The sequence below is a fragment of the Campylobacter sp. CNRCH_2007_0968H genome (assembly GCF_025773245.1).
In the GTDB taxonomy this organism is placed as follows: domain Bacteria; phylum Campylobacterota; class Campylobacteria; order Campylobacterales; family Campylobacteraceae; genus Campylobacter_D; species Campylobacter_D lari_D.
Genome location: NZ_JAKMTQ010000010.1, coordinates 22,479 through 36,720, shown reverse-complemented (window position 1 = coordinate 36,720; position 14,242 = coordinate 22,479). Strand labels below are relative to the sequence as shown.

Below are 14,242 nucleotides of genomic sequence, written 5' to 3'. Positions count from 1 at the left end.
CTTTTATACAAAATGCTTTTCTTTTAAAATCACATATAATTTTAAAGTAGAAATAAAGAAAGTTAAAATAGCAGGTCCAAGGATAATACCCCAAAAGCCAAAACTTGAAATTCCTGCTATCATCGCAAAGAAAATTAAAAGTTCGTTAATTTGTGTTGGAATTTGAACAAGTTTTTCATTGATCCATTTAATGATATAAGGTTTTACTAAAGTATCTGCGATAAAAGATATCATTACCACGCTATAAATGAAAATCACTAAAGCACCGCTTAGATTATTATTTGCAAATTCATATAAAGAGACAGGCACATAAACTAAGGCCCCACCTACCACAGGGATTAAAGAGCTAAAGCAAAATAATATTCCCATTAAAATCGCATCATAACCATAAAATTTAGTAATGATAGCAAAAAGCACCCCTTGTAAAATGGCATTTAGCACCATAGAATAAAACACCACAGACATTACATTACTCACTTCACTTAAAATGCCTTGAGTTTCTTCTTTTTTCATAGGCACTATGCTTTTTATATAGCCAATGAGTTGGGCTCCATAAAGATTAGCAAAGAAATAAAATACACAAATTAATACCATGTCAGTTAGAAATTTAGTGCCAAATTTAGTTGCGCTTGAAAGATAGGTTAAAACATTTTTAGAGATAGAATTTAAGTCAATACTTGCTAATGCTTCTTTGATTTTGGGTTCTATAAAGCTTAAAGATTCGGGTAGGTGTAGGGAATAATTTTTAAAATATTCTATGGTATTGTGAAAATAGCTTATATCAAAACCTTTTGCAGCCTTTGCTAGCTCTATAATAGCATATACAAAAGGGATAAAAAATAAAGCTAGCATAAAAGCAGTAGTAGCTGCTGCAGCAACGACTTTTTTACCTTTGAAAATACTTAAAAATTTAACATTAACATTAGAAGTAGAAACAGCCATTAAACTTGCTATGGCTATATTCATCAAAAAAGGTTTAAACAAAAAAAGTACCCAAAATAAAATGATCAAAATAAAACTAATCAAGAAAAAATTACTACTTTTCATCAAATAAACCTTTGTTATATTTTAATTTTAAAACATCAAAGCTTTTTAAGCTTGCAATGCGACCTTTGGCTGTTCTTTCTATATAGCCATTTGCTAGTAAATATGGCTCTATCACATCTTCTATGGTATTTTCATCTTCACTTAATGCTGCAGCTATACTAGAAAGTCCTATAGGTTTTCTTTTAGCTTCAGTTAAAAGCTCTAAATACCGCAAATCCATCGCGTCAAAACCAAGCTCATTTACCCCTAAAGAATCAAGTGCTTGTTTAGCTCTTTTTTCGCTAATGATTTCTTCATCATTTACATCAGCAAAGTCTCTTACACGCTTAAGCAATCTTAATGCTATTCTTGGGGTTGAGCGACTGCGTTTGGCTATTTCTAAAGAAGCTTTTTTTTCACAAGTTTTATTAAGCTTTAGAGCTGCTTTTTCTAAAATGATAGCAAGCTCTTCATTTTTATAAAATTCCAAGCGAAATTGCATACCAAAGCGATCGCGTAAAGGATTACTTAGCATACCTGCTCTTGTAGTAGCACCTATTAAAGTAAATTTGGGTAAATCGATTTTTATCGTTTGTGCAGCAGGGCCACTGCCGATGATAATATCAAGACGAAAATCCTCCATAGCAGGGTAAAGTACTTCTTCTATGGCGGGACTTAAGCGATGAATTTCATCGATAAATAAAATATCTCCCTCGCTAAGATTAGTTAAAATCGCAGCTAAGTCCCCGCTTTTTTCTATCATGGGTGCAGCAGTAGTTTTGATATTTGCATTCATTTCATATGAGATAATGTTTGCTAAAGTTGTCTTACCAAGTCCTGCAGGCCCACTAAAAAGGATATGATCTAGACATTCATTTCTTTTTTTAGCAGCTTTGATAAAAATTTCTAAATTTTTTTTAATATTTTCTTGTCCTATGTAGCCATCAAAATTTGAAGGTCTAAGACTTGTTTCATAAGTTTCATCAGGGGAGAATTTTTCAATCTCTACGATTCTATCCATATTTTTTCCATTTTATTTTGCTAAGAAATTTTAATTTTATCTAAAATTTGCTAAAATAAACATTTAAACTTAGATTATAGAAGTTTTTATGGGAATTTTAGAGCAATTAGAGTTAGATTACGAGCTTGAAGAAATCGAGCGTTTTTTGTATTTTTTTAGAAGTCTTTGCGATGTTTTAGAGCCTTTGATAGTAAAGCTAAGCAGTGATAGCTCAAAATACAAAGAAGCTTTAAAAGACTTAGAGCAAAATATTCACAATGTAGTTTGGGCTGCTAAAAGATTAAATTTAGATGAGATTGCAAATTTTTGCACATTTTGTGAGGAAATTATGCAAGAAGCAGCTAAATTTGATGGGCCTGCTAGTGATGAATTTGTGGATTGGATGTTTTTAGTGGGTGAGCAGCTTGATAGATATTGCAGTGATTATGAAAAAAATGCTTCTTTTTTAAGTGTATTTAACCCTCAAATTGCAAATGTTCCTGATAAAATTTCTAAATAATGGGGACGACTTGGCTTCGACAGGAGTAGAGTGGCCTTGGTGGCATGTCGCTTTGAGCAAAGCGTATAAAGCTCAAATTAAAATTAAACGCAAACAACGTTAAATTTGCTCCTGCTTACGCTAAAGCTGCGTAAGTTCAGTTGAGCCTGAATTTTAAGCGATACTATCTAGCTTAGGATTTGGTCATTTTTGATAGTGTAGATTGAAATTTGACAAGTTTTGATTGAAGTTAAAGTCTTAGTCTAGCTTGAAATTTTGGAAGGTGAGTTTGGCTAGATGAAATTTTCACCTTTGCTAAGCATGTAGATGCCGTGGTTGTTTTATTTTTGGACAGGGGTTCAATTCCCCTCGTCTCCACCAAATTTAATCTTTCATATATCAATTTATTAGAATTTAGTATTTTAATAATTTAATTTCATCAAAGGTTTCTTATTATTGATAGGACTTCAAGGAAGGCTTCTTTTAAGATAGATGGTAAGGTTTTTATTAATTCTAAATTTAAATTCATTATAAAGCTTGATAGTATTTCTTAGCATTTTAAAAAGTTCTTTTTGTTATCATTTTAAAAAATACTAAGGTTGTTCTATGAATTTTTATGAAGAAATTAAAAAATATCTTGATAATAATCTTTTTACCAACTATGCTCTAGAGGTGGATTTTCCAAATATTTATAATTTCACTAAAAATGAAAACACATATAAAACAACCTTAGATAATATAATCTGTCTATACAACGCCACTCAAAGAAATTTTCAAAATTATAACGAACATCAATTTGAAGATGAATTTATATCAAAAGTGTTAGACATTTTAGGGTGGAAATTTATAAGACAAGATGAAAAGATCATACAAGGTAAATTAGAAAAGCCCGATTTTTTGCTTTTTAGTGATGAAAATATAAAAGCAAATTATGAAAATTTAGACAAAGAAACAAAAAAATCAAGCAATGAATTCACTATTATCATGGAGTCAAAAGCCTATGATGTGCAAATAGATAATAAAAAAGTAAAAGAAAATCCCCATTTTCAAATTTTAAGATATCTTAGTAATCTTAAGAAAAATTATGGCTTTTTAACTAATGGTAGATTTTGGCGTTTTTATGATAACTCTACACTTAGTGCAAACAAGGTATTTTATGAGATAAATTTAGAACAAATCATAAAAGATAAAAATTACCAAGCTTTTGCGTATTTTTATAGTATTTTTGCTTCAGCAAGTTATACGGAAGAAAAACACATAGAAAAATCTTTACAAGTTAATAAAGAATCAAAAATAAAAATAGAAGATGATTTAAAATCTATCATCTATGGAACTAATGGCAATGAATCTTTATTTGAATTTATAGGTTCTAAGATTTATAACAAAACTAAAGCTGATTTAAAGCTAATCTATGAAAATTCTTTATATTTTGTGTTTAGGCTTTTATTTATTGCTTATTTTGAAGATAAATTTGAAAATATCTTAGAAAAGCATAAATACTTCAAAAGCAAAATTAGCATAAAAACTTTATTGCAAAATTTAAGCGATGATGAAAGCTCAAGTGCTGGCTTTGGCGATTTAGAAATGATATTTCAAATTTATAATAAAGGTAAAGGCAATTTTGACATGCCTGTTTTCAATGGTGGGTTGTTTGATGAGAGCAAAACCACTCTTTTAAACACACCAAAGATTTTCAGCGATAAAGACTTGAAGAAAATTTTAGAACAATTATTATACTACAAAGATAAAAATTTAACTTTTAAAAGAGATTATAAAACCTTAAGTATAGAGCATTTAGGCACGATTTATGAAGGCTTGCTTTCTTACTTTTTTGAAGTAGCAAATGAAGATATTTACTATGTAAGCTATAAAGAAAAATCAAAAGAAATAGAGTGTTATTTTGATAATTATGATTTTAAAATTTTAGAAAAATCAAAAAAATTAGAAAAATATACCTTTTATGAAAAAGGACAAATTTATCTAAAAAATACTAGCAACTCAAGAAAAGCAAGTGCAAGCTTTTATACACCTCAATCCATAGCTAATTTTTTAATCCAAAGTGCTTTAAAAGACAAACTAAACAATGAAAACATTTTGAAATTTAAAATTCTAGACAATGCTTGCGGTAGTGGGCATTTTTTAGTTGTGGTTTTAAATGCTATCACGCATATTGTTTTATCAGATTTTGAACATTTTACAAATTTAAAGCAACTCCACGAACAAGAAAAAGAAAATATCGCAAATCATATAAAAGATTTCACGCAAGATTATGAGTTAGATGAAAGTGATGTTTTAAAACGACTTTTGCTAAAACGCATTATTTATGGAGTGGATTTAAATCCATTTAGTATAGAGCTTACTAAGCTTAGTCTTTGGATAGATAGTTTTATCTTTGGAACCCCACTTTCTTTTATAGAACATCACATAAAATGTGGCAATGCTTTGCTAGGCTCAAGTATAAGTGATTTTGAAAATTTAATAAAGCAAAATAAAGAAAATATTTTCACAAATTCCATTACTCAAGAATTTGAAATTTTACAAGAAGTATTTGAAAAGCTTGATAATCTACAAGATACCAACGAAGAACAAATCAAACAATCCAAGCAAATCTATCAAAATGAAATCACACCAAAACTTGATAAGTTAAATTTATATCTAAACTATATCAACTCACTTCATTTTGCTAACAAAGAAGAATTACAAATTCTAAAAGCTCTAAGTCAAGATGATATACAAAATTTAAGCCAAAATAAACAAGCAAAAGCTATCATTAGCAAATATCAAAAAGAATTTAACTTCTTTAATTATGAGTTAGAATTTCCTGAAATCATAGAAAATCAAGTCTTTAAAGGCTTTGATATCATCATAGGTAATCCACCTTGGGATAAATCAGAATTTAGTGACAATGATTTCTTTCCACAATATAAAAGCGATTATAGAAGCTTAATTGCTAGCAAGAAAAAAGAAATTCAAGACAATTTGCTAGCAAAAGATTATATAAAGCAAAATTATGAAAAACAAAAAGCATATATAGATGTAATTAATGTTTATTATAAAAACACATTTATGTCTAATTCTTTAACAAAAGATATTAATTTATTTCGTCTTTTTGTAGAAAAAAATCTTTCTCTTTTAAAACAAGATGGAAATTTAGCTTATGTGCTTCCTAGTGCTTTGATGTTTGAAGATGGAAGCTTGACTTTAAGAAAAGAAATTTTAGAAAATAAAACTTTAGAGTATTTTTATAGTTTTGAAAACAATAAAGCTATCTTTATAGATGTTCATAGAAGCTATAAATTTGCTCTTATGCTTATAAAAAACACGCAAGCAAATAATGCCCATAAAATCAAAACGATGTTTTATAAAACAGATATAAACTCATTAAAAAACAAAGATGAAATTTTAACTCTAAGCTTAGAAGATATCAAAAAGCTAAGCCCAACTCACCTAGCCTTAATGGAGCTAAAAGACAAGCAAGCTTTAGAAATTCTAAGAAAATGCTACAATACTTTTCAAACCTTGTCTTTTGATTATATAGATTTTAGACAAGAATTAAATATGACTAGTGATAAAGATTTGTTTATAGAAGAGTTTAGGGAAGGACTTTTGCCCTTATATGAAGGTAAAATGATACATCAATTTAATGCAAATTTTAGCCAAGCTACTTATTTTTTAGAAAAGGCTAAATTTGATGAGCGTTTAAAAAGCAAAGAACTTTTAAGAGCTAAAAAGGCCACCGGCAAAGAACTAAAGCCTGATTTGATAAAATATGATAGAGAATTTTTTAGACTTGCTTATAGAGCTGTTGCAAGCGATACAAATGAAAGAACCTTGATAGCTTCTTTATTACCAAACAATTGTGGTTTTGGACATAGTATGTTTGCAAATGCACCAAAACTATATATTTTAAAAGATGATGAAATTTGTATAGATGTAGTGTCTTATGAAAGAATTTTGCTTGTTTTGGCTTTGTTTAATTCTTTAGTGGTTGATTTTATCATAAGAAATATGGTGCAAATCAATGTAAGCAAAACCTATTTAGAAAGAATTCCTCTGCCTCAACCAAGTGATAAAGAAATTCAAAACAATGAAATCTATAAAACCCTAGCTAAAAATGCCTTGCTTTTACAGCTTTATAATGATAAAAATCATCATTTTGATGAGCTAAAACAAGAATTTAACATAAAAGATGATGAAATTCCAAAAACTAAAAAAGCTTATGATGTCTTAAGAGCAAAAAATGATTTATTAGTTAAAGAACTTTATAGTTTAAGTGATGATGAATTTTCTTACATGATAAGCACTTTTAAAGTCTTAAACGAAAAACAAAGTGAATATATAGCATTATTAAGGAATTAAGATGGAAGAATATATTTATTATTTGCCTGATGAAAATGGAGATAAAAAAGAATTTAAAACAAATGCAAATTCTATCATAATCGTAGGTGCTAATGGCTCAGGTAAAAGTAGGCTTGGGGCTTGGATGGAAAAAGAATGCGGAAATTTATATAGAATTCCAGCTCAAAGAGACATAACTATATCAGATCGTATAATAAGATATAAATATAATGAAGCTAAGAATGATTTATTCTATGGAAATATTAATCCATATAATGATATATGGCAATTAAAATTTAATGGATTTGAAAATGCAACAATAAAACTTCATAGCGATTATGATAAGCTTTTAAGCTATGTTTTATCTTATGAACAAGAACAATTAAGACAAGAACATAGAAATGGTATTAGAATTGAAAATATCATAGATAAAACTAAAAATATTTGGAAAGAAATTTTTCCTCATAGAAAAATAGATCTTATAAAAGATGAATTTTTATGTATTATGAATGAGCAAAACAAATATGAAGCAAGAATGATGAGTGATGGAGAAAGAGCTGTATTATACTTGATAATGTATGTTTTGTGTATCGAAGAAAAAATTATTTTAATCGATGAGCCAGAATTACACTTACATCCATCTTTAACTAACAGACTTTGGAGTGTTTTAGAAAAGCATAGGCAAGATTGTTTATTTATATACATAACGCATGATTTAAATTTTGCTGCAAATCATATAGAAGCGGATAAATTTTGGATTAAATCCTACAATGGGCAAAAATGGGAAATAGAAAAAATAGAAAAAAATGATATGTCACAAGAATTATTTTTAAAACTTTTAGGTGCTAGAAGAGATATTTTATTTGTAGAGGGAAAAAGTGAAAGTTTAGACACTAAAATTTATAGTATATTATATCCACAATATCAAATCATTCCATGCAGTAGTTGCGAAAATGTTTTAAACTATACAAAAACTTTCAACGAACAAAATGCCTTGCATGGTTTCAATGCTTATGGGATTATAGATAGAGATTTTAGAACACAAGAGGAAATAGATAGTGCAAATAAAAATAAAGTGAAAGTTTTAGAAGTAGCTGAAGTAGAAAATTTGTTTTTATTAGAATGCATTATTTTAGCTATTTTAGAACAATCAGACGCAAGAGAAAAATTTGAAGAAGTAAAAGATTATATCTTTGAAATAAAATATAAAAATGTTCTACAAAGTCAAATTTCAGAAAAATTAGAAAAAGAAGTAAAACATAAATTAAAATCTATATTTAAAGAATCAAAAACACCCAAACAAATACAAGAAAAGATTAGTTCTTTGGAGCAACTAATAGGTTTTGAAAACTTACATAAAGATATTGAAAATAAATTTAATTCTGTATATGAAAGTAAAGACTATGATGAATTATTAAAAATATTTAATCAAAAAGGAATTCTTGAAAATGGTGTATTTTTAAGCAAAGTAGGCAAAACAAAAGATACTTATGCAAAATCGGTTTTAAAATTATTAAGAGAAAATGAAGAGCTTAGAAAAGAAGTCTTAAAATATATTCCAAGCTTTACAGAATAATTCTTTGCAAGGCTATTCTTGCAAAGAATTTATACAAATAAAGAATTCACACTTTCATTGTGATAAACTCTGCGTATTACCTCGCCAAAAATAGGTGCTACGCTTAGGACTTTGATTTTATCCATTTGTTGTTTTAAAGGTATAGTGTCAGTTACTACTAGCTCATCAAGCGCATCTTTGGCTATTCTTTCATAAGCTACGCCACTAAGCACAGGGTGGGTACAGCAAGCTATAACTGACTTTGCACCTTTGCTTTTAAATACTTCAGCAGCTTTTACTATGGTTCCTGCTGTATCGATAATATCATCTACCAAAATTACTTCTTTATCTTTTACATCACCGATGACATTCATTACTTCGCTTTCATTAGCCTTTTCGCGTCTTTTATCTACTATAACTATATCAAGTCCTAAAGCTTTTGCTACGCTCCTAGCTCTTGCTATACCGCCTATATCAGGACTTGCGATGATAGGGTTTTTATAGTTTTTATTTTTAATATAATCATTAAAAATAATACTTCCATAAAGATTATCCACAGGTATATCAAAAAAGCCTTGAATTTGTCCAGCATGTAAGTCTATGGTAGCTACTCTATCTACCCCTGCTGATTCTATAAGATTTGCTACTAATTTTGCAGTAATAGGCACCCTAGGACTTGCTTTTCTATCTTGTCTAGCATAGCCAAAATAAGGGATGATAGCTGTGATAGAGCTTGCACTTGAGCGACGCAGAGCATCTGTCATGATTAAAAGTTCCATTAGATTATCATTTGTTGGAGCACAAGTACTTTGAATGATAAATACATCTTTACCACGCACGCTTTCATCTATTTGAATGCTAATTTCACCATCACTAAAACGCTTCACACCCGCATTGCTTAGAGGCAGTGAAAGGTATTTTGAGATTTTTTTAGCAAATTCCTCATTTGCTGAACCAGAAAATATTTTATATCCGCGCATATATAAGCCTTAGAAAGTTTTCTGTGATGATATAAAATTTTTTTTGAAAATACAATAAAACATATCAAAAGCCGTGCAATCTTTTTAAATCCGCATCAATAGGAAGTTTATTTCCGTCTTTATCTACACTTACATAAGTTACCACAGCCGAAGTTACATGCATGCAATATACACGGCCATAATCATTGGCTCTTTGGGTAACTACTTCTACTTCTACGGTGATAGAAGTATTACCTGCTTTGATGATTTTTGCATAGCAAGATACCAAATCACCTACGAAAATTGGTTCTTTAAAAATGATCTTATCCACTGCTACAGTTACTACTCTTTGCGGAGAAAGCTCCCTTGCTGCAATGGCTCCAGCTAGATCAATTTGTGACATGATCCAACCACCAAAGATATTACCAGCGGGGTTTGTATTGCTTGGCATAGCTATAACTCTTAGTTTAGGTTCTCCCATATCTTTCATACATTCTCCTTGTGTTTTAAAAAAAACATTATAATTAAGTTTTAAAAATAAAGAAAGGTAAAAAATGAATGATTTTAAGCAAATAGCAAAAATTGTGAAAAATAGGAAACAAAATATCAATAGTCTTTATAATATACTTCAAACTAATCAAAGTCATCCTTTGATAGATAGAGCTTTAGAACTAGCTAATCTTGAAAATGAAAAAAGCAATGTTTTAGCAATGTTGCGTCGTTTGGTGGATTTAAAAGAGGAAAATTTAGTCCAAGAACTTGAGAAAAAAGGTTTAAATGAAGAAGAAATTTCTCAAATAAAATATAAAGTTTTTTCTTTAGTAAGAGCCTTTTATGAAGTAGAACATCAAGATTTAATCGATGAGATTAAGAGTAAAAATTTACTTGATGAGTTTTATTTGGCTCTAGTTCAAGGTGTGCATAATATAGGTGTAGTTATGAATTCTTTTGAGCTTGTTTGGAGCAAGCAAATTTTAGATACAAATAATAAAATCTTAAAAGAACAATTTCCAAATTTAAGCGATGCTTTGGAGTTTTTAAAACAAAATGAGCTTTATCAGCTAAATCAAGATAGTGAAATTTGTGAAAGAAGCTATGGAGCTTTAGTTAAAATAGGAACACTTTGGAGATTTTTACCTTATGCAAAAGCTTTTGAAAATGAAGTTTTAAAGCTTGAATATGAATTTGATAAACTTTTAGAAAAACTAAGAAATTGTGTGCTAGATGATGAAAAAAATGCTTATATTGATTATATAGAAAAATTAAAATTTGCATTTTGTGAAAAAGATAATAATGAAGTAGTTAAAAAATGGCAAGAAGCAGAGCTTGCGTGGATGGAAGTAAAATGTCCATTACAAGTTGGCCATCCTTTAGAATACTATGAGGACTCTTATACACATGCAGTAGCACTTGAGTGGGATATACGCTTAGAAGATGTGAGTGATTTTAATGGGAGTGAGTTTAAAGATAAAATCAAAGAAAGCTTTGCGATGGTGTATGCAAATTTAGATGAAGAAGATGAAGCTTTGTTTGATGAAGTGAATTTTAATCTTGAAAAAACTCAGCTTTATATTTGTATGCCTATGATTTTTTATGGAGCAGAGCTTAAGGGGCTTTTTTCCGCTCAAGTAGTGCCAAATGATGAGTATGTAAGCAATATAGCAGGTAAAAAGATCTTTGCTTTTTTAAATTATGTTTATGAAAATGCTAAAACCAAGCCTTTTATGAAGCTTTCTTCTATGGTATTTGAAAAAGAATTTTTAGATTATGGTAGAGAAATTTTATTTTACAATGAAAAATTATGGAAAAGAATTTATGAAGTTTCTACCATAGGTCATGAGTTTGGGCATATTTTCTTTGTGGCAAATGATAGTGAAAAGAAAATGAATGAAAGTGGCGTGTTTAAAAATATAGAAGAGTTTAAAGCTACTGCGGGCGGGCTTGTAAATTTCTTTTTACATGAAGAAGATGATTTAAAGCTTCCTGTATTTTATGAGCTTATTAAAAGGGCTATAGGATTGATTGCTTGGCAAAGAGTAGAGGAGGTTAAGCCTTATTATACTGAAGGTTTGATTCATTTGTCATTGCTGTTTAAATCAGGGGTGTTATCTTTTGCAAATGAGAAATTAAACATTAAATTTGATGAGGAAGCTTACGAGAGTTTTAAGGCTGTGTTTATGCAAAATTATTATAAGCTAGCAAGACATTATATGTTAAAAGAAGATGCTAAAAATTATTTAGACGAATTTTGTGTTTTAGAAGATGAGGTATTTTTACCACTTGATGAAGAGTGTAAAGAATTTGTAAAATACTACTATGAATTACACAAACTTTATGGCAATGAAATCGATGAAAGTGGAGAGTTTGAAAAATACTCTAATGCAAAATAAAATTTTATCAAGAAGAACTTAGCTTTCTTCTTGATATTTACTATTTTCTAATGCTTTTTCCATATCTTTTTGCGTTTTTAAAATAGCTTTACTAAAGCCATTTAGTACTGAAAATGGAGCAAATTGTGCCGCTCTTTTTTCTCTTGACATTGGTGGAAATTGTTTTGATTTTTGATATTTTATATCTATTATATCTTTATATTCATCATGCATTATGACCTCCTATTAAAGAAGTAATTTCTTTAGTCTCATCATCCAAGCTTGAAGCTTTTAAAATAGCTTTTTTACCAAATTTTTGTATGATTTGAAGTCTTGCTTTTTGGAGCTTTTCTTCTTTTTCAAGTTGATTTTTCTCTTGTGAAATTGCATTAAAATCACTAAATAAATTTAATTCTTGGTAATTTTCTTGAGCTTTATCTGTGATATTATTTAAACTTAGGCTGATTTTTCTAATACTTAAGTTTTTATCACTGATTTTATAAAAAAGTTCTAAGGTTTTTTTGTTGATGATTTTTAAAGAATGGGTAAAATTTTCTAAATTCATACTTCCGTGAGCATTTTTAGGTATAGCTCTTCCGTAATTATCTTTAGTGATAGCTCCTTTATAAGAACCTAAAAAACTTGAATTTTCTAAATTGCTTTTATCATATTGTATATCTAGTGTGATATGGTTTGTTTTAAGGTTATTTTGTATAAGTTCAAGTACTAAATGATCTACAAGTTCTTTTAAAACCTTTATTGCTTGATTATTATCATATGCAAAAGGTAAAACTTTAGCCATGATTTTAGAGTGATTTTGTGATTTGTAATTTTTAATATCTTTCATTGTGCAAGTTTCAACGCCCCATGCATGATCGATCAAAAGTTCAGCATTAACACCAAAGTGTTTATAAAGCAAGTCTTCATGTTTTAAAGAAAATCTTGCAAGATCTCCCATAGTATAAATGTTTAAATCTGCAAGTTTTAAGGCAATACCTTTACCTATACGCCAAAAATCTTTTAAAGGTTTATGCTGCCACAATTTATATCTATATAATTTTTCATCTAAAAAGGCTATAAGCAAGCCATTTTCATCTACTTTTTGTCTTTTAGCAAGTATATCCATAGCAATTTTAGCTAAGTATAAATTTGTGCCTATGCCTGCTGTTGCGGTGATTTTACTTGTGTGTGAAATATCAAGTAAAACCTTAGTAAGTAGCTCATAAGCTGATAGTTTGTATTTTTCAAGATAAGAACTAAGATCGATAAAAACTTCATCAATAGAGTATATATGAATATCTTTAGCATCAAAATACTTCAAATAAATGCTGTATATTTTTGTGCTAAATTCTATATAAGTAGCCATTCTGGGCTTAGCAATAATGTAGTCTAATTCTAAATTTAAATCATTTTCAAGTTCCAATATATTAAAACTTTTAGCTTTAAAGTGGTGTTTTTGAGCTTGTTTTAGTCTTTCTTGGTTGATTAAATGGATTTTTTGTTTAAACTCAAAAAGTCTTAATCTACCAGGTATATTGTAAGTTTTTAATGCAGGTGAAACTGCTAGTATGATGGTTTTGTCCGTTCTTGTTTTATCTGCTACAATAAGATTAGTTGTTGAAGGATCTAAATTTCTTAAAACACATTCAGCTGAAGCGTAAAAAGATTTCAAGTCAATAGAAGCGTAAATTTGCATAGTATGTGAAGCTTGCCTTTAGATTTATTAAGTTTTGATGATATTAATTATAACAATAAAAATTACTAAAATAGATGAAATAAAATGAAATTTATAAGGTGGCGGACAGAGAGGGATTTGAACCCTCGAGACCCGTTAAGATCTGCACCCTTAGCAGGGGTGTGGTTTCAGCCACTCACCCATCTGTCCGTATTAAAAGGGAAAGTATATCTTATTGTTTATAAGATATACCTTAAATTTATACACTGAAATAAGCTATGATTAAAGTTATAATAAAACCAGCACCTAAAACTGCTATTTGTTTACCTCTATCTTTGCGTATAGCTATAATAGTGATTAAAAGTCCTGAAATATAAAGTATTATCATAGCAAGTGCAAAAGCTAACCCAAGTACAGAAAAGTACCACATACCTTTATCTTTATGAAGCAAAATCATATTTCCAAGCAAGCTTCTATCTTTTGTTGTAATTTCATAGTCATTCTCATCTAATTTTATAATACTTGCTATATAATTTATAGTCCCAAGTTCTATGCCATCGCCTTTTTTGTTGAGTTTTGGTTCCAAAGATGAAGGAATTTTTAAGTTGTTTTTCTTTAAAAAATCAATTAAAAATTCAGCTTCAGCACCCTCTTGAATAATAGCTTGAACTTTGTAATTTTGAATTTTAGCTCCACTTTCTCCATCAAAACCAGCTATATAAGCAAAACCTGTGATTGCATATAAAAATGCAAGTGGTAAGAAAAATAAACTAATGTAAATGTGAATTTGTCTGAATAATTTGTTTTTATTCATTTTTACT

11 protein-coding genes, 1 tRNA gene and 1 other RNA gene are annotated in these 14,242 nt (G+C 29.0%); 5 read left to right on the top strand and 8 right to left on the bottom strand.

The genetic code is table 11. The features are described 5' to 3' along the window. Positions 1-3 precede the first annotated feature (3 nt). Together L8Y18_RS06520 and ruvB are read right to left on the bottom strand one after the other, a co-directional pair. The gene (locus tag L8Y18_RS06520) at positions 4-1,047 is read right to left on the bottom strand and encodes an AI-2E family transporter (protein ID WP_133319757.1); all 1,044 of its coding nucleotides are present in this window, start codon (positions 1,045-1,047) and stop codon (positions 4-6) included. Next, positions 1,037-2,047, bottom strand: a complete 1,011-nt coding sequence (ruvB, locus tag L8Y18_RS06515; protein ID WP_220566281.1) for a Holliday junction branch migration DNA helicase RuvB — start codon at positions 2,045-2,047, stop codon at positions 1,037-1,039. Before ruvB ends, L8Y18_RS06520 begins: the two co-directional genes overlap by 11 nt. 88 nt (positions 2,048-2,135) lie before the next feature. Here ruvB and L8Y18_RS06510 point away from each other — a divergent pair, with 88 nt between their 5' ends. From L8Y18_RS06510 to L8Y18_RS06495, 4 genes are all read left to right on the top strand, one after another. Beyond that, positions 2,136-2,546 carry a hypothetical protein gene (locus L8Y18_RS06510; protein WP_039619086.1) on the top strand — a complete coding sequence of 137 codons (411 nt, stop codon included), beginning with the start codon at positions 2,136-2,138 and terminating at the stop codon, positions 2,544-2,546. Position 2,547: 1 nt separating this feature from the next. Next, positions 2,548-2,906: a transfer-messenger RNA gene (ssrA, locus tag L8Y18_RS06505) on the top strand. Positions 2,907-3,131: 225 nt separating this feature from the next. Beyond that, positions 3,132-6,884 carry a class I SAM-dependent DNA methyltransferase gene (locus L8Y18_RS06500; protein WP_263676515.1) on the top strand — a complete coding sequence of 1,251 codons (3,753 nt, stop codon included), beginning with the start codon at positions 3,132-3,134 and terminating at the stop codon, positions 6,882-6,884. A gap of 1 nt (position 6,885) precedes the next feature. Next, complete coding sequence (locus L8Y18_RS06495) at positions 6,886-8,439, top strand: DUF4435 domain-containing protein (protein WP_263659275.1); 1,554 nt, start codon at positions 6,886-6,888, stop codon at positions 8,437-8,439. Between the two features lie 29 nt (positions 8,440-8,468). Here the strand turns inward: L8Y18_RS06495 and L8Y18_RS06490 are convergent, their stop codons facing one another. Both L8Y18_RS06490 and L8Y18_RS06485 read right to left on the bottom strand, forming a co-directional pair. Next, positions 8,469-9,398 (bottom strand): ribose-phosphate pyrophosphokinase, encoded by a 930-nt coding sequence (locus L8Y18_RS06490; RefSeq protein WP_039619082.1) that lies wholly within the window; start codon positions 9,396-9,398, stop codon positions 8,469-8,471. Positions 9,399-9,462: 64 nt separating this feature from the next. Further along, the gene (locus L8Y18_RS06485; protein WP_133319755.1) at positions 9,463-9,867 is read right to left on the bottom strand and encodes an acyl-CoA thioesterase; all 405 of its coding nucleotides are present in this window, start codon (positions 9,865-9,867) and stop codon (positions 9,463-9,465) included. Between the two features lie 64 nt (positions 9,868-9,931). Between L8Y18_RS06485 and ciaB the strand changes: the two genes are divergently transcribed. Beyond that, complete coding sequence (ciaB, locus tag L8Y18_RS06480) at positions 9,932-11,767, top strand: invasion protein CiaB (RefSeq protein ID WP_263659276.1); 1,836 nt, start codon at positions 9,932-9,934, stop codon at positions 11,765-11,767. A gap of 18 nt (positions 11,768-11,785) precedes the next feature. Here ciaB and L8Y18_RS06475 read toward each other — a convergent pair whose 3' ends face one another. The 4 genes from L8Y18_RS06475 to L8Y18_RS06460 form a co-directional block, all read right to left on the bottom strand. Further along, positions 11,786-11,980, bottom strand: a complete 195-nt coding sequence (locus L8Y18_RS06475; protein WP_263676513.1) for a hypothetical protein — start codon at positions 11,978-11,980, stop codon at positions 11,786-11,788. After that, positions 11,973-13,442, bottom strand: a complete 1,470-nt coding sequence (locus tag L8Y18_RS06470; RefSeq protein WP_263676511.1) for a DNA methylase — start codon at positions 13,440-13,442, stop codon at positions 11,973-11,975. The genes L8Y18_RS06475 and L8Y18_RS06470 overlap by 8 nt, the downstream gene beginning before the upstream one ends. A gap of 99 nt (positions 13,443-13,541) precedes the next feature. Continuing rightward, positions 13,542-13,631 (bottom strand) — tRNA-Ser (locus tag L8Y18_RS06465). 49 nt (positions 13,632-13,680) lie between these two features. Continuing rightward, entirely contained in the window at positions 13,681-14,235 is a 555-nt protein-coding gene (locus L8Y18_RS06460; RefSeq protein WP_133319744.1) for a hypothetical protein, read from the bottom strand. Positions 14,236-14,242: the final 7 nt, after the last annotated feature.

What these genes read in the sequence shown, in the direction of transcription:
- L8Y18_RS06520 (WP_133319757.1), bottom strand. Translation starts at nt 1,047, where the DNA reads ATGAAAAGTAGTAATTTTTTCTTGATTAGTTTTATTTTGATCATTTTA.
- ruvB (WP_220566281.1), bottom strand. Translation starts at nt 2,047, where the DNA reads ATGGATAGAATCGTAGAGATTGAAAAATTCTCCCCTGATGAAACTTAT.
- L8Y18_RS06510 (WP_039619086.1), top strand. Translation starts at nt 2,136, where the DNA reads ATGGGAATTTTAGAGCAATTAGAGTTAGATTACGAGCTTGAAGAAATC.
- L8Y18_RS06500 (WP_263676515.1), top strand. Translation starts at nt 3,132, where the DNA reads ATGAATTTTTATGAAGAAATTAAAAAATATCTTGATAATAATCTTTTT.
- L8Y18_RS06495 (WP_263659275.1), top strand. Translation starts at nt 6,886, where the DNA reads ATGGAAGAATATATTTATTATTTGCCTGATGAAAATGGAGATAAAAAA.
- L8Y18_RS06490 (WP_039619082.1), bottom strand. Translation starts at nt 9,398, where the DNA reads ATGCGCGGATATAAAATATTTTCTGGTTCAGCAAATGAGGAATTTGCT.
- L8Y18_RS06485 (WP_133319755.1), bottom strand. Translation starts at nt 9,867, where the DNA reads ATGAAAGATATGGGAGAACCTAAACTAAGAGTTATAGCTATGCCAAGC.
- ciaB (WP_263659276.1), top strand. Translation starts at nt 9,932, where the DNA reads ATGAATGATTTTAAGCAAATAGCAAAAATTGTGAAAAATAGGAAACAA.
- L8Y18_RS06475 (WP_263676513.1), bottom strand. Translation starts at nt 11,980, where the DNA reads ATGCATGATGAATATAAAGATATAATAGATATAAAATATCAAAAATCA.
- L8Y18_RS06470 (WP_263676511.1), bottom strand. Translation starts at nt 13,442, where the DNA reads ATGCAAATTTACGCTTCTATTGACTTGAAATCTTTTTACGCTTCAGCT.
- L8Y18_RS06460 (WP_133319744.1), bottom strand. Translation starts at nt 14,235, where the DNA reads ATGAATAAAAACAAATTATTCAGACAAATTCACATTTACATTAGTTTA.